This is a genomic window from Larkinella bovis (assembly GCF_042655385.1).
Taxonomy (GTDB): domain Bacteria; phylum Bacteroidota; class Bacteroidia; order Cytophagales; family Spirosomataceae; genus Larkinella; species Larkinella bovis.
Genome location: NZ_JBHSMA010000001.1, coordinates 688308 through 712748, shown reverse-complemented (window position 1 = coordinate 712748; position 24441 = coordinate 688308). Strand labels below are relative to the sequence as shown.

Genomic DNA, 24441 nt, shown 5'->3' with positions numbered 1-24441 from the left:
CTTTTTAAACCGCCTGTAGTTCCTGCGCTAGACGCCTGGTCCGCAGGCGGTTTACGATTTGATCTATCAATCGAATTTCATATATTGGTCCGCAGTTTCCTGCGCTTTCACCCACCGATTCGATTGTTTCGTTCTGTCAACCGCTAATGCCCTTTCGCCGGTTTTTCCACCATCCCCTGCTACGCTTTTCCAGGCGACGCGTCTGGATTTTTGTGGCCCTGGTCTCCTGGTCGGTTCCCCTTGGCCTGTACAACTGGTTCGGTTCGCGTTTCTGGTCCGACTGGCGGATCTGGCTTCCGACCATGCTTTTTGTGTACGGGCTTTGCATCCTCCTGCTGATCATCCAGGACACGGTAATTTTTCGTATTCTGAAACGGTTTCCGGACATCCGGCAGACGTTCATTCGCATCGGGCTGGAATTTCTGGTTTTCCTGAGCACAATTGCCGCGTCGTTGCTGGTTCCGTATTACACGTTCCAGCTGATTCCCTACCTGAATTTTCAGCCAGCGGGTCTTGACGTCACCAACCTCTGGCTGGCTACCTGCACCGTCATTCTGTATATCGGATTATACGAGGGATTGTATTCGCTGACCAAGTGGAAGGAAAATAGTCTGCAGGCCGAAGCTTACAAGCGGGAGGTACTGCTCAACCAGCTGGATGTCCTGAAGAATCAGATTAATCCGCATTTTTTATTCAATAGCCTGAATGCACTTTCGTCGCTGATCAGTGAAGCGCCCGAGCAGGCCGAACAGTATGTGGATGAGATGGCCCGGGTCTACCGGTATCTGCTTCAGACCAACGAAAACACGCTGACGACCCTCGACAAAGAACTGGATTTTATTCGATCGTATTACCACCTGCTGAAAATGCGGTATCAGGCCGGGGTTTCCCTCTCGATTGCCGTCTCCGAGACCTACCAGACGCATCAGTTACCACCCCTCACCCTGCAACTGCTGGTTGAAAATACGGTGAAGCACAACCGGGTGCAGAGCGGAAAACCGCTACGGATTCAGATTGAAACGACCCCGGACGGCTGGCTGCGGGTTCGCAACAACCTCCAGCGCAAAACCATCCGGGTGGCGTCCAATCGGGTAGGCTTAACCAACATCACGGCGAAATACCGCCTGCTGGGTGCCGCCGAACCGGTTATTGAGGAAACTGACGGTTATTTTACCGTCACGCTTCCGCTGTTGACCCAACTGCCGGTTCAATCGGTTTCGACGTAATTCAAATCTTTTTTGAAGGTTTCTTCCATGAAATACAGCGCAATAAACGCCAGGGCCGCCGTCAGCAGGCCCACACCGAGGGCGCTGTTCAGGGTACCGAACTGGGCTTTGCCGTAAACGAACAGGGACGTCAGCGGAATGACCGCGCCCCGCACAAAATTCGGCACCGTCGTGGCCACGGTGGCCCGCAGGTTGGTACCGAACAATTCGGCCGCGATTGTGACGAACAGCGCCCAGTAACCGTTGGCGACGCCCAGAAGAATACAAACCAGGTAGAAGGCATTCAGGTCTTTCAGCCCGGCGAGCAGGTAGATCAGCACAAAAACCAGCGAGATGGCAATGAAACTGCCGATGACTTTCTTCCGGCTTTTGAAATACTGACTCAGCAAACCGCTGGCAATGTCGCCAAACACCTGCCCCGTGAACGCCAGCATGACGGCTTTTCCGGCCACCACCGGTTCCGACAACCCCATGGCCTGGCCAAATTCCGGCGAAAACGTAATCAGAATTCCGACCACAAACCAGATGGGCAGCCCCACCAGAATACACTGCATGTACTTCCAGAACCGCCGGCGATTGGTAAAGAGCATAATCAGATCGCCCCGTTTCACCTGCCGCTCCTTCACGGCTTCAAACACCTTCGACTCGAAAATATTGACCCGCAGCACCAGCAGCAGCAAGCCCAAACCGCCCCCGACGAAATACGATACCCGCCATTCGAACAGGTCGGCGACAAAATACGCCATGATAGCTCCGAGTACACCCATCGTGGCGACGATGGTGGTGCCGTACCCGCGAATCTGCTTCGGCAATACCTCGGTCACCAGCGTCACCCCGGCGCCCAGCTCACCGGCCAAACCGACGCCCGCCACAAACCGCAGGGCTGCATACATGGGCAAGCTCGTCACCAGGCCGTTGGCCAGGTTAGCCAGCGAATAAATCAGAATGGAACCGAACAAAACCGACAACCGTCCCCGTTTGTCACCCATGATGCCCCAGAAAATGCCCCCAAGCAGCATCCCGGCCATTTGCCAGTTCAGCAGCATGATGCCGTCGGGCAGCAGCCGGTCCGACCCCACCCCAATGGCTTTCAGGCTCGGAACGCGCACGACACTGAACAGAAATAAATCGTACATATCCACCAAATAGCCCAGCGCGGCCACAATGACCGGCAACTGAAGCAATTGGCTACTCACGCTCTTCTCGGTTTTCGGTTGCTCAATCATTTTATCGTTTAAGGTTTATAGATTTACGGTTTACTGGATTCGGTTTACGGTTATCGCCGGGCCATCGCTATGGTGGCTAAGGCATTTTTATTAGCATCAAACAACTGTCGTTAAATTTAACATCTTATGCGTCAGCACCTGAAAACCGAAAACTGTAAACCGCAAATCCAATACAGGTTCTATACTTGCTTGGGCAGCGCGTAGGGCGCGCGGTATTGGCGCGTCAGCTGGGCGTTGGCTTCGGAGTCGCTGATGAACTCTTCTTTCTTCGGATCAAATTTCAACTGGCGACCCAATCGGTAGGCGATATTCCCCAGGTGGGCCAGCCCCGACGCCAAATGGGCGGTTTCCACCGGTCCGTTCTGTTTCGATTTGTCGCGCGACCGCACCGCTTCGATAAAGTTCAGGTAGTGATCACCGCCCGCGTGCCCGGCTGGTCCCGGGGTGCGTTCCTTACCCAGAAATGTCTTGTAATCGTTGTAGCCGTTGATGACCATATACCCTTTGTCGCCGTAAAACAGGTTGCCGACTTCCACCCCATCTTCCTTGTTGGTCATCCAGGGTCGCACCTCAAACTGAATCACCTTGCCTTCCCTGGGGTAATTGTAGGTAGAGGTCAGCACTTCCGGCGTTTCCTTGCAGTCTTTCCAGAGGTATTTGCCCCCCGCCGAACTGATTTCTTCCGGGAAGCCAACATCCAGCCCCCACATCGCCAGGTCGGTTTCGTGAATGCCCTGGTTGCCGATGTCACCGTTGCCGTAATCCCAGAACCAGTGCCAGTTGTAGTGAACGTAGTTTTTGCTGAACGCCCGCGCTTTGGCCGGTCCCTGCCAGAGATCCCAGTTCAGGCCCTCCGGAACGGCGCTATTTCCCTGATTGCCGATATCGGGCCGCCATTTATAAACCAGCCCCCGGGCCATATAGACCTTCCCGATCAGCCCGTCGCGCAGGTGCTTGATGGCTTCCTGAATGGCCGTCGAACTCCGCAATTGCACCCCGTGCTGCACGATCCGGTTGTATTTCGAAGCCGCTTCGATCAGCTTCCGGCCTTCTTTCAGGTTGTGCGTACCCGGTTTTTCGACGTACACATCCTTCCCGGCCTGACACGCCCAGATGGCCGCTAGCGCGTGCCAGTGGTTGGGCGTCGCAATGCTCACGGCGTCAATATTTTTATCGTCGTAGACCTTGCGCAGGTCCTGCTCGGTTTTCACCTTGCGGCTGTACTTCTGCTCAAATTCGGCAGCCCGCTGGGCCGAAACAACGTTATCGACATCGCAGAGAGTGGCCACCTCGACGTTTGGCAGTTTGGCGAAATTGGCGATGTGATCTTTCCCCCGCCCGTTAACGCCGATGACGGCCACGCGGATACGGTCGTTGGCGCCAAAAGCATGCGCCGGAATGATGGTGGGCAACCCCAGCACCGCCAGGGAACCGGTAGCTGCGGTTTTCAGGAAGGTTCTTCGGGAATCGTTTTGCATAAGTTATAAGAGGTTTAGGAAGTTTAAAGGGGTTGTTTCGCGGAGGTAAGCGGAGCCTCTGATAAACTCTGCTCTCCTCCGCTTAACTCTGCGAAACAACTATCTCATAATCTTGGAATCGTCATCCCGCCGTCGACCATAATGACTTGCCCCGTCGAGTACGGGAAGTCGCCCCGCGCCAGGGCGGCCACCGCCCGGCCTACATCGTCGGGAAAGCCCCAGCGTTTCTGGACGGTCAGCCCCTCCCCGATCAGTTTATCGTATTTCCCGACCACCCCCGCCGTCATGTCGGTGCGGATGATACCGGGACGCACTTCAAAAACCGGGATATCAAACTCCCCCAGCCGAGCCGCAAACAACTGCGTTGCCATGCTCAATCCGGCTTTGGCGATACAGTATTCCCCACGGTTTACCGACGCTACCGTCGCCGAAATGGAGGAAACGTTGATGATACTACCCGTAAAACCGGCATTTTCAGCCTGTTGCTGAATCATCCAGTTGGCCACGGTCTGCGTCAGAAAGTACGCTCCCTGCAAGTTCGTCGAGACAACATACTCAAAGCTCTCTTCGGTTGCCTCCAGAATATCCCGACGCTCTTTTGGCGCAACGCCTGCGTTGTTTACCAACACGTGCAACCGGCCAAAATGATTTTTCAGCTGGTCGATCATTCTCGCTCGATCTTCCCGGGAGGCAATATTGCCCTGGCAATAGATCACGTCAGCGCCCAATTCCCGCAAACCGGCCAGAGCCTCCCCGACCGATTCTTCGGCGCGAACACCATTGATGGCCAGATCAAAACCCGCTTTCGCGAGGTGTTCCGCAATTCCGTATCCAATTCCCCGGCTTCCGCCCGTAACAAATGCTACTCTTTTCATCGAGATGGATTAATCTACTTCCGGAATATCGACCCAACAGCGTTTTTCCCAGCTTTCAATGCCCTTTTCGGCCAGCTGCACCCCTTTGGCCCCTTCGCGCAAATCCCAGGGAAACGGCTCGTCCTTCACAACGTGTTTCAGGAACAATTCCCACTGCACCTTGAAGGCGTTGTCGTACGGTTCCTGCTCGGGCACCTTCGACCAGCCTTCAAAAAACTTGATCGGCTGCTCGATGTCGGGGTTCCAGACCGGTTTCGGGGTGTTGCCGTAGTGCTGGATATAACACTCCCGCAAGCCAGCCACCGCCGATCCTTTGGTGCCGTCCACGTGCAGCGTCAGCAGATCGTCGCGCCGGACGCGCGTGGTCCAGGAGGAGTTGAACTGCGCAATAACGCCCCCTTCCAGTTCAAACGTCGCATAGGCCGCATCGTCGGCCGTGGCCACATACGGTTTTCCCTGCTCGTCGATCCGTTCGGGAATGTGCGTGGCCCCCAGACAAGACACTGATTTTACTTTACCAAACACATTATCAAGCACATACCGCCAGTGACACAGCATATCCACGATAATCCCGCCATCGTCTTCCTTGCGGTAATTCCACGAAGGACGCTGGGCCGGAATGGAGTGTCCTTCAAATACCCAGTAGCCAAATTCACCCCGAACGGACAGGATTTCTCCAAAGAAACCGTTCTGAATCAGGCGCTTGAGCTTCAGCAAACCGGGCAGCCAGAGTTTATCCTGAACCACCCCATTTTTAAGTCCGGCTTCTTTGCAAAGATTATACAACTCCAGGGCCACCTCCGTGCTTACGGCCGTCGGTTTTTCGCAGTACACGTGCTTGCCCGCTTCAACGGCTTTCCGAACGCCTTCGGCCCGGCGGCCCGTGGTCTGGGCGTCGAAATAGATGATATTGTTCGGATCGGCGAGGGCTTCGTCAAGGTTGGTGGTCATTTTCTGCACCCCCGACTGCTGGCACAATTTTTCGAGTTTATTCACATTGCGGCCTACCAGAATCGGGTCGGGCATAATGACCTCGTCCGCGCCGACTTTTACACCACCTTGTTGCATAATAGCGGCAATGGAACGCAGCAGGTGTTGATTGGTACCCATGCGGCCCGTGACGCCGTTCATGATAATTCCGACTTTGTGTTCTTTCACGTTTACTAAATAGTTAGATGGTTTTAGTGTAAAAAAGGCTGGCTGTTTTTATGAATGGTAGCGATAACCGTGTTTGATCTTCTCCAGGAATTCGGTTTGGTCTTCTGCCCAATAGCGATTTGAGAAAATCTCGACTTCGTTGAAGCCCTTAAAACCGGCGGCTTCGACCCAGGAGCGAATCTGGCGAATGTTGATGCAGCCTTCGCCCATCAGCCCGCGGTCGTTGAGCAAATCCAGTGTCGGGGTTTTCCAGTCACAAATGTGAAAAGCGAACAGATGGCCGTTTTGACCACACCGGGCGATTTCCTGCTCCAGCGTCGGGTCCCACCAGAGGTGATACACATCGACGGCCACGCCGACATAGGGCGAGTTCAACTCCTCGGCCATATCGTTGGCCTGCCCTAACGTATTGATAGCCGAGCGGTTATCGGCGTACATCGGGTGCAATGGTTCGATGGCCAGTTTAACCCCACACGCTTCGGCATGGGGCAACAGGGCGGCAATACCGTCCCGAATCTGTTGGCGGGATTCGGTCAGCGGCTGCCCCGGTACGGCCCCGCAGACAAGCACCACGTGGGGGGCGCCCAGTTCGGCGGCTTCGTCGATGGCCCGGCGGTTGTCGTCGATGGCAGCTTGCCGACTACTGGCTTCGGTATGCGGAAAAAAACCGCCCCGGCAGAGCGAAACGATGGTCAGGTTATGATCGCGCAGCAACTGACCGGTTTGCTGAATCGAGCGATTGGCGAGCGCATCGCGCCAAACGGTTATACCGCCGATGCCGTTCCGGGCAAACTGCTCGGCGGCTTCTTCCACCGACCACGGTTTGGTCGTAATGGTGTGAACACACAATTTTGAAAAGTCCCGGAATGGAGATTCCGTGAACGATGGTTCCCGGCTTTCAGCTTGCGGATTTTCGTTCATGACAGAGCCCCGTAGAACGTGTAATATTTTTCGTTGTTCAGCATACGCTGCAGGTACAGCGCCACCTCGCGGGCGTGGTAATCGCCCCACATGCTCGACTCGCCGTACGGAATTTTGCTGCCTTCCGGTACATAATCCCAGCCGTTGGGCCGGTGATAAATCGAATGCAGAATCAGGCCCTGGTGGTTCGGGTCGGTGCTCAGGTACGGTTCAGAAAACAGCGAATCTAACACCGTTAAACCCGCCTGCCAGTAACGTACGCCATTTTCCACGTCTCCTTTTTCGGACAGATACTTACCCAACCGAAGTAGCCCCTGCGCCCCGATAGCGGCCGCCGAACTGTCAACCGGCTCGTAATCGTTGTACGGATCGGCCTCCCGGCTGAGGTAATCGCCCATTCTGGCCAGACCCGGTGCGCCCGTATCCCAGTACGGAATGCCGTTGACGGGCGTATGTTCAATGTAAAAATCGCAGGTAGCCCGGGCGGCTTTCAGCAGATACGGTTCAATGACATCCCAGCCGCCGAACGGTTCCAGGTCGGCTTTATCGAAGGTATCCAGGTATTCAAGTTGTTCGGCAAAACCGCACATGGCCCACGCCAGGCCGCGCGTCCAGGTGGTAAAACCGGTATACCCCTGCTGCGAGTTGGGGCAGCGAAAATTACCGTCTTTGGTGTTGAACACGCTTTCGTGCGCCGTGCGACCCCACAAATCATACGTATCGCGGCCTTCGCCGTAAAATACCGAATACTCGGCGGTAGCTTTCATGTGTTGCAGCGCCCGGTCGAGCAGATTGATCACCACATCCCCTTCGCCCTGAAAAACGTGGCCGAGACTATGGCTCAACACCACGGCCCGGCACGACCGGATCGTATCGACAAACAGCGAGTGCGGACCGTTGAAGGAGTGAATAAACCCTCCGGTTTTCATGGTCGTCCAGCGGCTAGCCTGCACCGCACCCGAAATTTTGAGCGCCAGTTCGTAGAAGTTCTTTTCCCACTCGTTGAATTCAATCCGGCCTTCCCGCATGAGCCGCAGGAGATTACCGTAGGTACTCACGTTGTTAAACCCGTGGTCGTGAACGCCAATGTGGCTGATGTGCGGAGCCATGACCGTGAGCGTCTTCTGCCGACCGGCTTCCAGGAAATGCGAATCGCCCGTGGCATCGAATTGCAGAATGGACGACCCGAACTGAAAACCCTGGGTCCACTCGGTCCAGCCGCGAGTCGTATACTGGCCCTGCACCGTAAAGACCGGGGAACCTTTGGCGGCATCGTACTGAGTATCAATTAGATTAATTTTTTGGGCGGATAAATCCCAGAACTGCTGGAGACGGGTAGCAAAGTCAGCTGGTTGAAGGCCGTTGTTGATTTGAATCATTGGTCAGGAAATCGGGAAACGAAAGAAAATCCAGTTAATTTCCAGCAAAAGACAAAACCGGCCCTGACTTACCGGTTTTGCGGAAAAATAAGTTGAAGCCCGTGGAATGAGGTCCTCCGCCCGCTTCTACTCGCTTCCCCCCGGGGTGGATGCCCCCCGGGGGTCGGGCTTTACGGGCAGCTTTTCCAGGCACCGGGCTTCGAGGCTGGGAAAACCGAACTCTACCACCACTTTCCCTTCGATCCGGTACATCCCCGGTCCCCGGAAAGGATATTGTTCAAACACGGCGGGAAAATGCGTCGTATCGAAATAGTGCCCTTCCACATCCATGAAATACCCAAACGCCATCGGTTTGCCATTCCGGGCGGTAATGCGTTTGTACGTAATCAGATAGCCCGTGAGGCAAACGGTGCGGCCCTCGTACTGAAACAGCTCACGGGCCCGGATGCCCCGCACTTCACCGGCTAGTAATTCGAAGGGGGAACGCAGCGGAAAACCGAGCAGTTCGATTTCATCGTACGCATCTTCCAGTTCGTCCTGCCAGAGCGCAGGCAGCGTCCAGCGCACGTCGGGCCATTCGAAGAGATCCATCACCGCTTCGTGCTGCCCGTACCGATTGACCAGCGCGTGCGCCATCCATAATAACTCCTTCTTCGTCGCCCCAAACGACCGGAACGCCCCCACCCGAATCAGGATAATCAGTTGCTCCAGCCCAGCCGGAACCCGGCGCGTAAAATCCTCCAGATCGGTAAACGGCTGCTGGCTGCGCTGCCGGAGTAACTCCTGCGCTACGTTTTTTTCCAGCCCTTTCACGTGCACCAGTCCGAGCCAGATGGTTGTTCCCTCGATCCGCGTCCGATACCGGCTGTGGTGAATATCGGGGGCTTCGATGCGGGCACCCCACCGGCGGGCTTCGTGGACGTAAAACTCCGTCCGGTAAAAACCGCCGAAATTGTTGATGACCGCCACGGCAAACTCCAGGGGGAAATACGTTTTGAGAAACAGACTCTGGTAACTTTCCACGGCGTACGAAGCCGAATGGGCTTTGGAAAACGAATAACCGGCGAAACTCACCATCTGCCGCCAGACCTCATCCGTTACGTTCTGGGCGTATCCCAACGCTTTGCAATTCCGAAAAAAAGACTCGACAATCCGTGCAAACTCATCCTTCGAACGGGATTTCCCGGACATGGCCCGGCGGAGCAAATCCGCATCGGCCATGGGCAGGCCCGCAAACTGGTGGGCTACTTTCAGCACATCTTCCTGATAAATCATCAACCCATAAGTATCCTGCATCAATTCCTGCATCTTCGGGTGAACCGGCACGTAGTTGTCCGGATTGTGATGCCGCCGGATGTATTCCGACATCATGCCCGAGGACGCCACGCCCGGCCGGATGATCGACGAAGCGGCCACCAGCGTCGGGTAATCCGCACAACCCAGTTTCCAGATCAGTTGCCGCATGGCCGGTGATTCGATGTAAAAACAGCCCATCGTTTCGTGCGACTGCAATTGCCGCCGGATCTTTTCGTCCTGCTTGAACGCCTGAATGCAGTGAATATCGATGGTCATCTGCCGGTTTTCGCGCACCAGTTCAACGGCCTCCTTGATATGGCCCAGCCCCCGCTGCGACAGAATATCCCATTTGGCAAATCCAATATCCTCGGCCACGTACATGTCGAACTGGCCTAACGGAAAGCCTTTGGGCGGCATTTGCAGCGCGGTATAGTAGTAAAGGGGTTGTTCCGAAATCAAAATACCGCCCGCGTGAATCGACAGGTAATTAGGAAACTCCTCCAGTTCGGGTGCGTACCGGACAATGTACTGGGTATACGTCCCCTCCGCAAAGGCCGCCGGATTGGCCACCAGCGCGTCGATCTCCGGCTTGGGCAGACCAAACACCTTCCCCAATTCCCGGTAAGCGGCTTTCTCCTGAAACGTTACGTAATTGGCCATCAGGCACACGTGGTGACGACCCCATTTTTTGAAAATATAATCGATGATTTCGCTGCGTTCATCCCAACTGAAATCGATGTCGAAGTCGGGCGGAGACTTCCGGCTCGGGTTGATAAACCGCTCAAAATACAGATCCAGCTCCACCGGATCGACATCACTGATGCCCAGACAGTAAGCCACCACGGAATTGGCACCGGAACCCCGCCCGACGTGATGGTACCCGCGCGAATGGGCGTGAATAATGATATCCCTCGTAATCAGGAAATAGGCACTAAAATCCAACTGCGCGATAATCGTCAGTTCGGTTTCGACCCGCTGACGGGCCCGGACGAGATCACCTTTCGCATAGCGGTCGCGCAGCCCATCGTCGGCCAGCTTCCGCAGCAACGCCATGTCATCTTCCTTGCTGGGGGTGTACAGTTTCCGGTTTTTAAACGTGGTAAAATCAAACTCAAATGAGCAGGTAGCCAGCAGATTCCGGGTGTTGCGGATCAGGTCCGGCCAGTCTCGAAAAACGGTTTCAAGCTGGTCGGGCGTCAGCCAGTACGCCTTTTCCCGCACGGTTTCGTGTTCGCCCAGCTTCGAGAGCAGGCAGTTATGAGCAATGGCCCGGAGTAATTTGTGGTAGTTAAATTCCCTTTTGGTCGCATACGTCATGGGCTGGAGAATCACCACCTGCTGCGGTTTCAGTTTCCGGCGGTATCGCCACAACTGGCTGATTTCGCTGCTACTGACGCCCACCCGTTCGTGCTCGGCCAGTTCGCCCAGCTGGTTCAGCCGGTGGAGCGGGTAAATCACGTAGGCATGCTGAAAAACCGGTGCCCGCCACGGAAACGCCCGGCCCGTCAGCAAGCCACCGGAAAGGTGCTGATTGATCTCGGCAAAACCGTCCGGATTCCGCGCCAGGCAGACGTAAACTACCTCAAGGTGATTCCGAAACTCCACCCCTACCACGGGACGAATCTCCGCCTTTCGACACGCCTTCACGAATTCGAAGACGCCCGAAACCGTATTGATATCGGTCAGTGCCAGGGCCGTTACGCCCGAAGCAACCGCCAGTTCCGCCAGCCGCTTCGGGGGCAACGCGCCGTACCGCATGCTGTAATAACTGTGGACGTTGAGGTACATCGTCGACCCGGTTTAGGCAGCCTGGCAAAACGTTTCCAGCAGCAAATCCGGGTTTTCCAGGCAGTTCCCGATCACCGTCAGCGAACGGGCCAGCGACCGATCCAGAAAAACCGACGGTGCCAGCCCGATGGCGTAGGTCAGAAAAAGGCTGTAGCCGCAGCGTTCGGCATCCAGCCGCACCACCCACCGCCGGCCTTCGCATTCGACAATATCCCGGTCATACATGGTGGTCCCGTGCCGGTCGGTCTGACCAACGGCGTGCATCAGTTGCCAGGGAGATGTCGGCTCAAACCGGCGCCGGTTCCGCCGGGAATCAAACCGGCTGATCAGCACCGCAGCATCGTCTAACCAGACGCCCACATACTCGTCCAGTTCAAATTGTACGTCATTCAGGTAATGCATCCGGAAACCGTCCCAGATGCGGCAGGGTGTCTTCATAGCCATTTACAGATGAATTGATAGCTGCTGCAGGTTGGCCCGAACGGGGCCGATTTTCTTGTCTTTCCGGAGCAGATAAGGGTTATTGCCCCGGGCGATCTTGTCTTCTCCGTGTTTGTTCCGAATCCGGTCCGTCTGCTGATAAAGCCCTGTCAATCGGTCCGAAACGACGTCACCAACCGCATCGAAAAGGGAAAGCTGCTCGGTTCCCCGCACCAGACCGGCGAAGGAAACGCCCACCAGCCGGATCAAGAGCCGTCGGTTGTACAGCCGGTCGAAAAGGGTTAATGCCGCCAGGGTCAAGGCGTGATCGGAACTGGTAAACGGCAGCGTGATCTGGCGGGTCAGTGTCTGAAAATCGCTGTATCGTATTTTCACCGTTACCTTGCCCGTACAGAAACCGCCCTGTCGCAGGTCGTAGGCGAGTGTTTCCACCATCCGGCCCAGGATCCCGTGTAGAAAGTGCACATCCGTCGTATCTTCCTGAAACGTTATTTCCTTCGACATTGACTTTTGTCGGTCGTGCGGCCAGACCGGTGTCGGATCGATGCCGTTGGCCCGGTCCCAGAGCATCAACCCGGTTTTTCCGAAGGTGCGCTCCAGCAGTCGCCGGGGAATCTGGGCCAATGTACCGAGTCTTGTCACCCCCATGCACCGCAGCGTGTGCGCCAGCGAAGGGCCAATACCGGGCAGTTTCGCCACGTCGAGTTCAGCCAGAAACGGCTGCACCCGCGACGGGCCAACCTGCAACTGGCCATTGGGTTTCGCTTCGTTGGCGGCTACTTTGGAAACCGTCTTGTTCGTCGACAATCCCCAGCTCACCGACAGACCCGTTTCCTGTACAATGGTTTTTTTCAACTCCGCCGACCACTTTAAGCAACCGACAAATTTTTCCATCCCGGTCATATCGACGTAGAACTCGTCGATGCTGCTTTTTTCGACCACCGGCGCCCGCTCAGTAATGATGTCGGTCACCATTTTAGAGTAGTAACTATACGACTGATGATCCCCTTTAATAACGAGGGCGTCGGGACAGAGTCGCCGGGCCAGACGCATCGGCATCGCCGACCGAACACCGAACACCCGGGCTTCGTAGGAACAGGCCGCGACCACCCCCCGATCGCTCAATCCGCCTACGATGACGGGCTTGTTAACCAACTGGGGCTGACGCAACCGCTCGACCGAGACAAAAAAGGCGTCCAGATCCAGGTGCAGCACCTGCCGATGGTCCATAAACTGGGTCGTATTCATAACGAAAACAGGATTTTCTGCAACGTAACGAATTTTAACATCTTCATGCAACTATTTTTAACCCAAAGAAGTAACTTTTTTTAACATTTGAGTTACGACCTTGCCTATCTGCCCCAATCCAACCCCTTTTCGTCCGTGGAGCATGTAAAATATTGTAGCATAGTACCCACAAACTAATAGGCGATTTTGCTATCTTTGTTTAAATCATCCCCGGCGAATGCATTTACCCGAAAACCTCTCTGCGCTCCGTAGCTATTACCGGTTGAATCTGGAAGATGTGGCGGGTTTGGTGGATATTTCCCGCCAGACACTGGCTAAGTACGAGAAAGGACAGGCTACGCCCCCGGTCGATGTGGCGGCCCGGCTGGCGGTGATTTACAAGGTGTCGCTCGATACGCTGACGTACCAGAACCTGTCCAAATTATCCGACCGGCAACTCCTGCAACTGATGGCTGCCCCCGATCCGGGCCTGCGTGGCCAAACCCTGCGCATCCGGGATCTGGTCCGGACAGTGGGCGAAGACAACGAAGAGAACATCGAACTGGTGTCGGCCAAGGCGATGATGGGGTATTGCCAGGGCGGTTACAGCGACGAGACGTTTATTTCGGAACTGCCGTGGTTCCGGCTTCCGCTACCGTTCATTTCCAAAAACCGCAAATACCGCCTTTTCCCGGCCGGGGGCGAATCCATGCTGCCGATCCCGTCCAATTCGTTCGTGCTGGGCGAATACGTAGAAGACTGGTACAGCGTCAAAGATGGCACGGGCTGTATCGTGGTCAGTCACGAAGGCATCGTGGTCAAGAAAGTCTACAACGAACTGGTCAGCCACCGCCAGTTGATGCTACACTCCCTGAATCCGACCTATGAATCGTATGCTCTGGCGGTCGATCAGGTGCGGGAGCTCTGGAAATACGTGCTGTACCTCACCACCGATTTCCCGGACCCCGAACCAACCCTGGGCATGATTCTGGGAGAAATCCGTCGGCTCCGCCAGGATGTAACCCACTAGCTCATCCTTCCACCGCTCCTATTCTTGAGCAACTGACTTGTAATCAGTTGATTGTTCAGCTACCGGTTTTTCGTAAACGGTATGCGGATCTTGCGGTAAAGGTGGCAATTTGCACGCTAATCCAGCGGAACCCGGCTTTTGGGGACATTCCTTCTCAACCAAACCGTGTCTTCCATCAGCCTGATGCCCTTTATTTATGTATACCTCTTTTGCCCTGTCCCTGCTGCTGGTGGTCGCGTACAGTTCGGCGTATTCCCAGCGAAACCCGCCCCCGCAGGCACTCAACCAGTACGTTGCTTTTCTGAACCAGTCGGCGGATGTGGTCTTCGACCGGATGCAGATGCTGCAATCGTATCAGCAAAGTACCCGCCCGTTCCGGGCGAATCCGAATACCCTGCTGCGGCTTCCGTCGTCGGGGCCCCTTGAAGAATACGATTACCGCAAGGCGCTCGCCCAGTCCGGGCTGACGGCCCGGGAAAGCCAGCAACTGAACGACGAAACCGAAGCGCTCTGGACGTTGCTGACCACCTTCGACCAGTCGGCCAAAGCGCTGGAAGTGTACGTCCGGCTGAAGGACTACCAGCGTGATAACCTACAAAAATCCGATGCGCTGCTCGCCGATCTCCAGAAACAGGCCGAGCAGATCAGCCGCAAACAAGACGCGTTTTACCGCCAGATTCAGCGCATTTACCGGCTGCACCAGCCCTTTCAGGCCAGCGATCCCTACCTGGCCATCGAACGCGAAATGGTGCAGATTCTGACGCGGGAGAAACAGACGCTGGCGTCCTGGCCCTATTACCTGAATGACGAAAAACCGGCCGACTGGCCAGTGGACACCCTGCGGGAAAGCATGCTAAAGGATGTCGATCTGCTGGCCGGTTTGGGCAAGAGCGAAGCCCAGATTGCCTACCCGGCTTCCAGCATGATCGGCTCGTTCAAAACCGCCTTACAATCCATTCAGGACCTGAAACAGGACGCCATCAACAACTACACGTTTACCGCCCGCCAATCGGCCCGGCACGCCAATGCCGTATACCTCAGCCTGATCAACCATTACAACAACGACCTGCTGGCGTTTTATCACTCTTTCGTACAGTATAGCGCATCGGCCCGGCACCTGCTCGATTTCCCCAAATTCTCGCCGGTTTTTGCGCTGGAACCCAGCGGTTCGGGACCAGAAAAAATCGGCCGCACGGCCCCCTTCCAGGATCTGCCGCTGATTCCGTTCAGGACCACCCCGTCGGCGACGCCAGCCAGCGCGGCTACCTTCCACGCCCTGAATGCCTATATCGATTTTATCAATGAGTCGTTGCGGCAGATGAATCGCCTGCAGGTGCTGGTGCGCAACTACCAGCAATCGGCCGAGTCCCACCGCTTCCCGGACCCCAGCCGTCGGCGCGGCTCCCTGTTTTTCAACCATGACGACTATAAGGTTCCGGCCGCCGATTATCAACTGCTCATTACCAACAGCAAACCAATTCCATCGGACTACCGCAACGCGATCAATACCCAGGCCCAGATGTTGCTCAATATCCTGAACGAAATGGACGGGTTGAGCCTCGAACTGATTGCGTATACGCAGGGCAAAGAATACGAACAGGACCGACTGAAACGCTCCGATTTCATTCTGGATCGCTACGCGGTTTTGTTTGATACCTTCGACCGGAAAAAGGAACAACTGTATGCCGACGTCCGGCGGATTCACGAGAGCTATAAACCCGCCAATCCGGCCAGTTCGTGGCACATAGCCGGTCAGGCGCTGTTGAAAATAATGGATCAGGACCACGCGGCCCTCTTCGGCGTCCGGGATTTCTGGAAGGGCGAAAACCGCCAATTGCCCGCCACCGAGGAAATTCAGGCCGAAATGCGCCGTTTGCTAACGGACGAATACAAAAACCTGAAAGGACTGACGCGCTACGGTCGCAGCAATGGCCTGTGCCCGTATTCGCCGTACGAAGATCTGGCCGAAAACTCCGGGCGGTTTGCCGAAAAGGTGACTGCCGTCAAACCGGTTTCGCCGACCGCGCCATCGTTTGCCACGCATCCGTATGAGTCGTTCTATTATTTTTACAACAACGAACTGGTTTATCAGTACAACAAATTCAGCGAACTGGCCAAAACCGGGGTATTGAAAATGATTAACCAGCCGAACGGGTTTCTCGTCCGGCGACCCGCCCAATCCCGGCCGGTCAGCGAACCGACGGCCCCGACCACCCAGACACCCCCGCCCGCTGTGGCCCCTGCCCCGCCCGTTTCCGCCAGTCCAGCCCCCATTCCGGCTGAGGTTGCCCCTTCGTTAGACGGTTTTGCGCCCAACAACATGGTGTTGTTGCTGGACGTATCGGCGTCGATGGAATCGCCGTACAAAATGCCGCTGCTGAAAAAATCCATCAAGTCGCTGCTGCCGCTGCTGCGCCCTGAGGATCAGGTATCGGTGGTAGTGTATTCAGGAAAAGCCCGGGTGGTGTTGCCGCCCACGTCCGGTGCCCGGTCGGCGGAAATTGCCCGGGCGATTGACGACCTGCAATCCACCGGCGAAACCGACGGCAACGACGGCATCCGAACCGCTTACAAAGTGGCCGACAAGCACTTCATTCCTTTGGGCAACAACCGTATCATTCTGGCCACCGACGGTGAGTTTCCCATCAGCGAATCGGTGTACGAATCTGCCTGGAAATTTGCCCGCAAAAACATCAACCTTACTGTGTTAACTTTTGGCAAAACCGTCCTGAACTCGGCCAATTTAAAGAAGCTAGCCACCTTAGGACAAGGCCGTTATGAACACGTAACGGAAGAAAAGGCTCAGTTGCAGCTCATTCTGGAGGCTCAGGCTCAAAAAAAACCGTAAACCGGTACCCTCACCGGGCCACAACCCACCTTTTTCGACGTCTTCATTCCTTATTCCTAACCTCTTCTTTTTATGGCAAAAGCCCCCAAAACGCCCAAACGCGTCTACAACGTGCGGCCCGACTCGCTCGATTTCCGCGATAAGATTTATGTGCCCAACCTGTACGAGGTTCCGGTTTCCATCCATCTTGATGAATATACCGTCTGGGAAGTGCCCATTCTCGACCAGGGTCAGGAAGGGGCCTGTACCGGTTTTGGCCTGGCGACGGTAGCCAATTATCTGTTACGAAAACGGAAAGTCATACCCGACAAAAACCCCGTCAGCCCGCGGATGCTGTACGAAATGGCCCGGCGGTACGACGAGTGGCCCGGAGAAGATTACGATGGTTCGAGTGCGCGCGGGGCCATGAAAGGCTGGCACAAACACGGTATTTGCGGGGACGAATGCTGGCCGTATCAGGTGGACGTAAGAAATGAGCGATTAACCGATGACCGCACCAAAGATGCCCTGAAACGACCGCTGGGCGCGTATTACCGCGTCAACCACAAGGATCTGGTGGCCATGCACACGGCGATGGCCGAAGTCGGAATTCTGTATGCAACGGCGACGGTCCACGAGGGCTGGCAACAGGTGCAGGCCGACGGTCTGATTCACTACTCGGAACAGGTGCTGGGCGGACACGCATTCGCCATTGTGGCCTACGATCAGAACGGTTTCTGGATTCAGAACTCCTGGGGCGAAAGCTGGGGAAAAGGCGGTTTTGCCCAGATTTCGTACGACGACTGGCTCGCCAACGGCACCGATGTCTGGGTGGCCCGGCTGGGCGCGCCGGTTTTGCTGTATACCCCCCAATCGACCGCCATCAGCAACGCGGCCGCGTCCGGCAAATCGAATGCCTACGCTTTTTCGGACCTGCGCCCCCACATCATCAGCATCGGCAACGACGGTAAACTGAACGGGGGCGGCAGCTTCGGCACCTCCGCCGATGAAGTCAAAACAATTTTCCAGCATGATTTTATGCGGGAAACCCAAACCTGGGCCAAAAAACGGTTGCTGCTCTACGCCCACGGCGGTCTGGTCGGCGAAGATGCCGCCGTACAGCGGCTGGCCGATGTCCGCCCGGCCCTGCTGAAAGCCGAAGTATACCCCGTATCGTTCATCTGGCATACCGACTTCTGGACCACGACCACCAATATTCTCCAGGACGCCCTGAAACGGCGCCGGCCCGAGGGCTTTCTGGACGCCAGCAAAGACTTCATGCTCGACCGGCTCGACGATGCTCTGGAGCCCGTGGCCCGAACCCTGATGGGAAAAAGTCAATGGGATGAAATGAAGGAAAACGCCCTGATGGCAACCTCCCACAAGAACGGTGGTGCCCGCCTTGCCCTTCAGGAAATCGCCGAACTCGCCCAAAAAACGGACCTGGAAATTCACGTGGTGAGCCATAGCGCCGGGAGCATTTTTCACGGCCCGATCGTCGAAAGGCTGACCAAAGACCTGAACCTGCCGATCGAATCCTGCACGCTCTGGGCACCGGCCTGCACCGTCAGGTTTTTTAAGGAGAACTATCTTCCCGCGATTCAGTCCGGCAAGATCGGCCGGTTTGCGCTCTATACGCTGACCGACGAAGCCGAACAGGACGACCATTGCGCCCGTATTTATAACAAATCGCTGCTGTATCTGGTGTCGAACGCGTTCGAAGCCTACCCCCGGATTCCGCTCTTCCGGCCCAATGGTGAACCCCTGCTGGGCATGGCCAAATTCATCCAGGAAGCGCTCACCAAACCGACGAAAAACCGCGAAAACAAAAACTTTGACCCGGTCTTGTTCAAGCTGTTTCAATCGGAAAATGTCGAATGGGTGCAATCGCCGAACAACGAACCGCCCCACTCGCGCAACCGGTCGACCTCCCGCCACCACGGCGATTTTGACGACGACGCCCCAACGGTAGAATCCACCCTCGCCCGGATGCTCGATTCGGCCAAACCCCGCATCGAAACGGAATTGGTTTTCACCCGCTCGGCCTCCTCCAATCTGGAGAAACGGAAGCAGCTGATGGATTAACGGGGCTCCAAAACCGCCGGCAGCCGGCGGTTTGTTTCGACTTAGCACCGGTTTTTGTACCTTCATCTCCTGCGGCTTCTCAGGTCGGAGAAACCGGCTTGCCGCCCATCGATGAAATACCTGCTTCCGTTTCTTTTTCTTTGCTGGAGTCGGCTGCCCGCCCAACCAACCGGCACCGGCCTGGGTCCGTTTGTGCTGGGGCTGACCACGCCCGATTCGCTCCGGCGTTTCCCCGGTTTTCAGGAACAGGAACTGGTCGTAGTGAAAGGCACCCTGGCGCTGCCGTGTACGGCTATCCGCGTTTTCAAAGCCGACACCGTCCAGATAACGGGGCTTTTGCTGAGCAACCTCTTTCTGGTTTTTTACGAAAACCGGCTCTTTCGCATCACCGTCGACTACTCCGAATCCCTGCAACAGAATTTCGTTCGACAACGGGGCAACGGGAAGGCCAAACCGCCTGAACGGTTTTCTGCTTGCGATGACGCAGGAAACAAACCCCTGATGCTGAGCAGCGAACGCTGGCAGGACGGTGACACGATAGCGCTGGCCGTTTATGCAGCCGGTTTCAATGCGCATTGCCGGCCGGAGAAAACCGCCCGCTTCACGCTGGCCAGGCAGCCGGTTTTGGCCATTACGTCGGAATGTGATCTGGATCACCTGGACCCGTATTTCGACGCCCTCCGCTAAACCGGGGATCGGACGAACAAGCAGCGGAATCGGATGTGGAAGTGGCGTATTCGTTTACGGGAAAACCGCTTAGGCTGCAATCTGCGACAAAAACCGCTGTTCCAGCAGATGCGGCTGTTCGTACCGGTTGCCCAAGACCCGCAACTGCCGCGCGTGCAGCGCACTGAGCGAAAAAGCCGGGAATTCGCCGGTGCCCAGCGGTTGAAACAAGGCGTAGCCACAACGCTGACTGGACCACCCAATCTCAAAAATCCGCCCGTCCCACTCCACCAGATCACATTCGTACAGCAGAATTCCCTGCCGGTCGGCCTGCCCGATGGTGCGCATCAACCGCCACGAAAAACTTGTCTGGTGCTCCTCCTGTTCGGTGGCGGGAACCTGGCTGATGAGGGCAATGGCTTCCTGCAGCCAGATCGTCAGGTAAGGTTCCGGGGTCATGGGTAGCCCCACCAGGTAATGCATTTTCTGGCCGTCCCAGATTCGAGATTGAATGGGTTGCATTGTCCTATCTATAATTGAGTTATTATATACTTGCGAACAAATATATAATACAAAAGTGAGATTTGGAAAACCAAAAAGCCTTTATTTATATCAATATGGACACTTTTAGTTAACGGCATGCCCCGATCAGAGTACAGAAACGGAAAAGTAGAACCTGCTTTTCTAAAACCAATAGGTTTCATTTTCCAACGGTACATCAAGAAGAGGATGGGGCAGGAAACCCGCTGGAGAGTACCTAAAACCGGATCCGTTGCCGGGGATGGGGAAGACGGCGCAACCGTTTTAAGGGTATACCGGGCGCCCGGTATACCCTTTTGCCATCAGATCTGCGAAAAAGCGGTCGGAATCAGGAAGGTCCGGGTGATGTTGGAGACGATACGGGCATTCGCGTAGTCGGGAATGGCGCTGATTTTTTTCCATTCCGGATCACTCCCAAACACCTTCCAGTTCTGATCGTGTTCGGCCATATCGTCGAACGTAAGCATATAGGTCAGATTCGGGCGCTGGGCACCGATCAGGGTTTCACCGAAGAAAACCGGGGTTAAACCAACCCGCTTGAAAATCGCAATTTCACCGCCCTCATTGAACATTTCGATTTTCTTTTTACCGGCCACCTCGCTATGGCTCTCGTAGCGACGCAGTTCAAAAAGCCGGGGCTTTTTTGCGGGCGCTTCCAGTTTCGGCATGTACGCAAAGGCCTTCAGCAACGAATTTTCGATGCGTTCGTAAGCCGGTTCGGTAGCTGGAGCATTCAGATAGTCGGCCCCTGCCTGCTGATAAGCCGCATCGTTGGCCAGCTTTCCGGGCGCATTCAGATAGTCTTCCAGGGAAGTAAACGGAATAACGACCACCAGTTTGGTCGTTGCCTGCGGAAGGTATTCGGTAAACACGCCGATCGTTTTACTCCCCAACCGGTTCAGCGCCGGAATAGCGGCCTGCTGGAAATAGTTTTCGACGACTTTCTGCTGCCGTCCATTTTTTAAGGTGTATATCCGCAGTTCATAAAACTCCGGACTTGGGCTCGATTGCTGCGTTTCGGAAAATACCGGCGGAAAAACGCCGGCGGCTACCCCTGTCAATAGTGATTTTTGAACGAACTTCCGTCTTTTCATGCGGCTCTAAAAGGTTACTGTAAGGCAATAAAAGAAAACGAACGGTAGAACTACTACTTTTTGCGGAGATTTCGAGCAACGGCCGTCAAGCGGTATGGTTTTCGTAACGGGGTCCGGTAGCCTGACCGGTTTCACCCGCGAACGGTTATAGCGATCTTACCAGTCGCGGCTTCAATCAAATGCCACTATAATCCGGTACCTGTCAGGTCCTAAAAACCGGCTCAGGCGGTCATTTGTTCGAGCTTGCTAAACTGTTTGATGGCATCATTGGCGTTCTCGAAGGCTTTCCGGTTTTTGTATTCAAACCACGGTTTGGTAAAGTATTTTTTCATGAAGTTGTCGATCCGCATTTCACCAAACAGGTTCCAGGCGCCTTCGATCCGCTTCAGCCACGACTCGTTCAAAACGCGCAAAGCCAGGGCGTAACCGCCGTCGATGTATTCAATATAGTGCCAGTAACCCGCTGGTATGTAGAGCGTTTCGCCGTAATCCAGGACACATTCGTAGCCTTTGACGTGCTGTAAGGCCGGGTATTTTTCGTAATCCGGATTGTTCACATTGGTATAGGTAATCACCGAATAGGGCAGCCGGTAGAGCAACGGCGTGTATTCCGGGGCAAACAGAACCACCCGCTTCCGGCCCACAAACTGGGTCAGAAAAACGTGCGACAGGTCTATATCGTAGTGCATGTGAACCACGGAGCCGGCCCCACCGTAGAACATAAACGGCAGACTCATGGCAAATCCATCGACCAGATCCGGTTTCAGAATATCCTTCCTGAGCGAGGGAATGTGTTTGAAAATATTGAAGAGAAAAATCCGGAGTTCCACCGGCTCGTTAGACGCAATCTTGTCCAGATACGCCCCGAAATTCATCCGCTCATCGACAAACATGGTGCTTTTATCGGGAGCCGCCGGCTTGTTATTGTACAAATCGACGGTCAGATGACCGGCTCGTTCTTTCAGTTTTTCAAACGACCAGTTGGTATACGCCGGCCAGTCGTGGCAAAAATCCTGAATGATGGCGGGTTGGTGGTTCTTAAAGTAGGTTTCTTGAAAAAGAGTCTTATCCGCCTTCCTAAGGCGGTTGATTGGTACTAATTCAATAGCCATACGGAGATGAAGTTTGTCGTTCACAACCAAAACTCATTGGTGTAAACACGATATAATCATCCCTGGGTTCAAAAACAGGCGGAAAATAAGCCCGGTGGAAATTAAAATCGGATTAATATTATCCAAAAAAACGGTATTCGGTTTAGAATTTACGGTCTGCCGCCACCATTAGCGAACTCCCCTCTCCCTGAACCGAAAACTGTACACCGAATACCGTATACCGTAAATTAAAACACAAACTTCGTGGACAGGAATTCCGACTGGTGCTGCTCGACGATGCCGTTCAGAATAGTCTTGTTCGACTCGGTATCTTTGGTGGCCACCACGGTCCGGATTGAAAACGAGCGCAGGGCATCCTCGACCGAGAGCGTACCTTCCGCCGAATCCTTGCGGCCCGTGAACGGAAACGTATCCGGTCCCCGCTGGCACTGGGCGTTGATATTCACCCGGCTCACCTGATTCACGAGTTGATCGACCAGTTCGGCAATCTGCCCGGTTTCGGTCCCAAAAATGCTGACCTGCTGCCCGTGGTCGGAGTTGATGACGTAGTGGATCGGTTCTTCCAGATCATCGAACGGCACCACCGGCACCACCGGCCCGAATTGCTCCTCCCGGTAGAGTTTCATGCCGTTTTTAACCGGATAAACCAGTGCCGGAAACACAAACGATTCGACCGTGGTACCGCCCCCTTCGTTCAGAATGCGGGCTCCCTGCGCTTCGGCATCCCGCAGGCATTCGTCCAGGTAGGCCGGTTTTCCCGGTTCCGGCAAGGGCGTCACCTGCGCCCCCGCGCTCCAGGGCATCCCCGGTTTCAGTTTGTTCAGTTCTTCGCCCATCCGTTGCAGGAAGGCGTCGGCAATGGAGCGGTGAACCCACAAAATCTTCAGGGCCGTACACCGCTGGCCGTTGAACGACATCGTTCCCAGCATACACTCCCTGACGGTCAGTTCGATATCGGCATCGGGCAGAATTACGGCGGCATTCTTGGCATCCAGGCTCAAAACCGCCCGCAGCCGGTTGCTTTTGGGGTGCATTTTTTTCAGGCTATCGGCCACCCGGCTCGATCCGATCAACGCCAGCACGTTGATCCTGCCGGATTTCATCAGCGTCGGCACCACCGTGGCCCCCCGCCCGTAAACCGTATTGACCACGCCCTTCGGAAACGAAGTCCGGAAGGCTTCCAGCAACGGATGGTGCAGCAGCGTGCCGTGTTTCGGCGGTTTAAACAAAACCGTATTGCCCATCAGAATGGCCGGAATCAGCGTGGTGTAGGTTTCGTTGAGCGGGTAGTTGAACGGTCCCATGCACAGCACTACCCCCAGCGGAGAACGCCGGATCTGTCCGATAATCCCTTCCTCGATCCGAAACCGCGACCCCGCCCGGTCAATGTCCTTGAAGGCATCGATCGTATCGTAGATGTATTGCACCGTCCGGTCAAACTCCTTGGTGGAATCGGCCAGGGTTTTGCCAATTTCCCACATCAGCAGGTTGACAACCTCTTTTTTCCGCTCCATCATTTTCCCGACAAACCGCTCCATGCACGCAATCCGGTTGGAAACCGACATCGTCGGCCATTCGCCCCGCCCGTTGTTGAAGGCGCGGACGGCGGCATCCAGCGCATCCAGCGCTTCATTGTCGTCCATCGGAAGCGGGTAACTACCGATCACCTGACGAACCAGACCTTCGTCGGTGCGAACATACACCGGTGACCATACTTCCTGGGTTGGTCCCTCCCACGACCGGATTTCACCATCGACAAGGTACTCCCGCTGGTGCAACGGTTCGATCCGGTATTCGTCCGGAATCTGGTTTTCTGCCGGAAACAGGCTTTCCAGCTGCTGCGATAAATGATTCATACTGCGCGTTAGAAATGGTAATTGCGGCTGATTGATACAAAAAAACCGTCCCCAAAACTGGTGGCCGGTCAACAAAGGAAGAAGTCGATGAAGAGGAATGTGTCCTGATGTTTCATGCAGGCCTGCAAAAGTAGAGAAAGTGGCCGGAATACCGGCCGGTTCTCGGTAAGAAAAAATTTCGACCCACCCGGCTCCTCAACTCTATTTTACCTCTTT

General features: G+C 55.2%; 18 protein-coding genes. 5 read left to right on the top strand and 13 right to left on the bottom strand.

The window, feature by feature from the left end:
• The first annotated feature begins 146 nt into the window (after window positions 1–146).
• Entirely contained in the window at window positions 147–1226 is a 1080-nt protein-coding gene (locus ACFPMF_RS02980) for a sensor histidine kinase (RefSeq protein ID WP_379840958.1), read from the top strand.
• Here the strand turns inward: ACFPMF_RS02980 and ACFPMF_RS02975 are convergent.
• From ACFPMF_RS02975 to dinB, 9 genes are all read right to left on the bottom strand, one after another.
• Complete coding sequence (locus ACFPMF_RS02975) at window positions 1208–2452, bottom strand: MFS transporter (protein WP_379840956.1); 1245 nt, start codon at window positions 2450–2452, stop codon at window positions 1208–1210. The genes ACFPMF_RS02980 and ACFPMF_RS02975 overlap by 19 nt on opposite strands.
• Window positions 2453–2631: 179 nt before the next feature.
• Window positions 2632–3930, bottom strand: coding sequence for a Gfo/Idh/MocA family oxidoreductase (locus tag ACFPMF_RS02970; RefSeq protein ID WP_379840954.1), 1299 nt, complete (start codon window positions 3928–3930; stop codon window positions 2632–2634).
• A 104-nt stretch (window positions 3931–4034) separates the two neighbouring features.
• Window positions 4035–4805 (bottom strand): 3-ketoacyl-ACP reductase, encoded by a 771-nt coding sequence (locus ACFPMF_RS02965; protein WP_379840952.1) that lies wholly within the window; start codon window positions 4803–4805, stop codon window positions 4035–4037.
• A 9-nt stretch (window positions 4806–4814) separates the two neighbouring features.
• Complete coding sequence (locus tag ACFPMF_RS02960) at window positions 4815–5963, bottom strand: Gfo/Idh/MocA family protein (protein WP_379840950.1); 1149 nt, start codon at window positions 5961–5963, stop codon at window positions 4815–4817.
• A gap of 48 nt (window positions 5964–6011) precedes the next feature.
• Window positions 6012–6884, bottom strand: a complete 873-nt coding sequence (locus ACFPMF_RS02955; protein ID WP_379840948.1) for a sugar phosphate isomerase/epimerase family protein — start codon at window positions 6882–6884, stop codon at window positions 6012–6014.
• Complete coding sequence (locus ACFPMF_RS02950) at window positions 6881–8263, bottom strand: glycosyl hydrolase (RefSeq protein WP_379840946.1); 1383 nt, start codon at window positions 8261–8263, stop codon at window positions 6881–6883. The genes ACFPMF_RS02955 and ACFPMF_RS02950 overlap by 4 nt, the downstream gene beginning before the upstream one ends.
• A 126-nt stretch (window positions 8264–8389) precedes the next feature.
• Window positions 8390–11347, bottom strand: a complete 2958-nt coding sequence (locus ACFPMF_RS02945; protein WP_379840944.1) for a DNA polymerase III subunit alpha — start codon at window positions 11345–11347, stop codon at window positions 8390–8392.
• A 12-nt stretch (window positions 11348–11359) separates the two neighbouring features.
• On the bottom strand, window positions 11360–11785 hold the full coding sequence (locus ACFPMF_RS02940; RefSeq protein ID WP_379840941.1) for a YopX family protein: 426 nt from the start codon (window positions 11783–11785) through the stop codon (window positions 11360–11362).
• Window positions 11786–11791: 6 nt separating this feature from the next.
• The gene (gene dinB / locus ACFPMF_RS02935; protein ID WP_379840938.1) at window positions 11792–13036 is read right to left on the bottom strand and encodes a DNA polymerase IV; all 1245 of its coding nucleotides are present in this window, start codon (window positions 13034–13036) and stop codon (window positions 11792–11794) included.
• 217 nt (window positions 13037–13253) lie between these two features.
• Between dinB and ACFPMF_RS02930 the strand changes: the two genes are divergently transcribed.
• The 4 genes from ACFPMF_RS02930 to ACFPMF_RS02915 all read left to right on the top strand — a co-directional run bounded on the left by ACFPMF_RS02930 (window position 13254) and on the right by ACFPMF_RS02915 (window position 19644).
• On the top strand, window positions 13254–14045 hold the full coding sequence (locus tag ACFPMF_RS02930) for a helix-turn-helix domain-containing protein (RefSeq protein ID WP_379840936.1): 792 nt from the start codon (window positions 13254–13256) through the stop codon (window positions 14043–14045).
• 196 nt (window positions 14046–14241) lie between these two features.
• Window positions 14242–16893, top strand: coding sequence for a vWA domain-containing protein (locus ACFPMF_RS02925; RefSeq protein ID WP_379840934.1), 2652 nt, complete (start codon window positions 14242–14244; stop codon window positions 16891–16893).
• Window positions 16894–16965: 72 nt separating this feature from the next.
• A complete protein-coding gene (locus ACFPMF_RS02920) occupies window positions 16966–18957 on the top strand; it encodes a C1 family peptidase (RefSeq protein ID WP_379840933.1) in 1992 nt (663 codons plus the stop codon).
• Window positions 18958–19068: 111 nt separating this feature from the next.
• Window positions 19069–19644 carry a hypothetical protein gene (locus ACFPMF_RS02915; protein WP_379840932.1) on the top strand — a complete coding sequence of 192 codons (576 nt, stop codon included), beginning with the start codon at window positions 19069–19071 and terminating at the stop codon, window positions 19642–19644.
• A gap of 69 nt (window positions 19645–19713) precedes the next feature.
• On the opposite strand, the gene ACFPMF_RS02910 is transcribed toward ACFPMF_RS02915, so the two are convergent.
• From ACFPMF_RS02910 to ACFPMF_RS02895, 4 genes are all read right to left on the bottom strand, one after another.
• On the bottom strand, window positions 19714–20145 hold the full coding sequence (locus ACFPMF_RS02910; protein ID WP_379840931.1) for a YopX family protein: 432 nt from the start codon (window positions 20143–20145) through the stop codon (window positions 19714–19716).
• A 320-nt stretch (window positions 20146–20465) separates the two neighbouring features.
• Window positions 20466–21257, bottom strand: a complete 792-nt coding sequence (locus tag ACFPMF_RS02905) for an NIPSNAP family protein (RefSeq protein ID WP_379840930.1) — start codon at window positions 21255–21257, stop codon at window positions 20466–20468.
• 221 nt (window positions 21258–21478) lie between these two features.
• On the bottom strand, window positions 21479–22369 hold the full coding sequence (locus ACFPMF_RS02900; protein ID WP_379840929.1) for a cupin-like domain-containing protein: 891 nt from the start codon (window positions 22367–22369) through the stop codon (window positions 21479–21481).
• A 227-nt stretch (window positions 22370–22596) separates the two neighbouring features.
• Window positions 22597–24225 carry an NADP-dependent glyceraldehyde-3-phosphate dehydrogenase gene (locus ACFPMF_RS02895; protein WP_379840928.1) on the bottom strand — a complete coding sequence of 543 codons (1629 nt, stop codon included), beginning with the start codon at window positions 24223–24225 and terminating at the stop codon, window positions 22597–22599.
• Window positions 24226–24441: the final 216 nt, after the last annotated feature.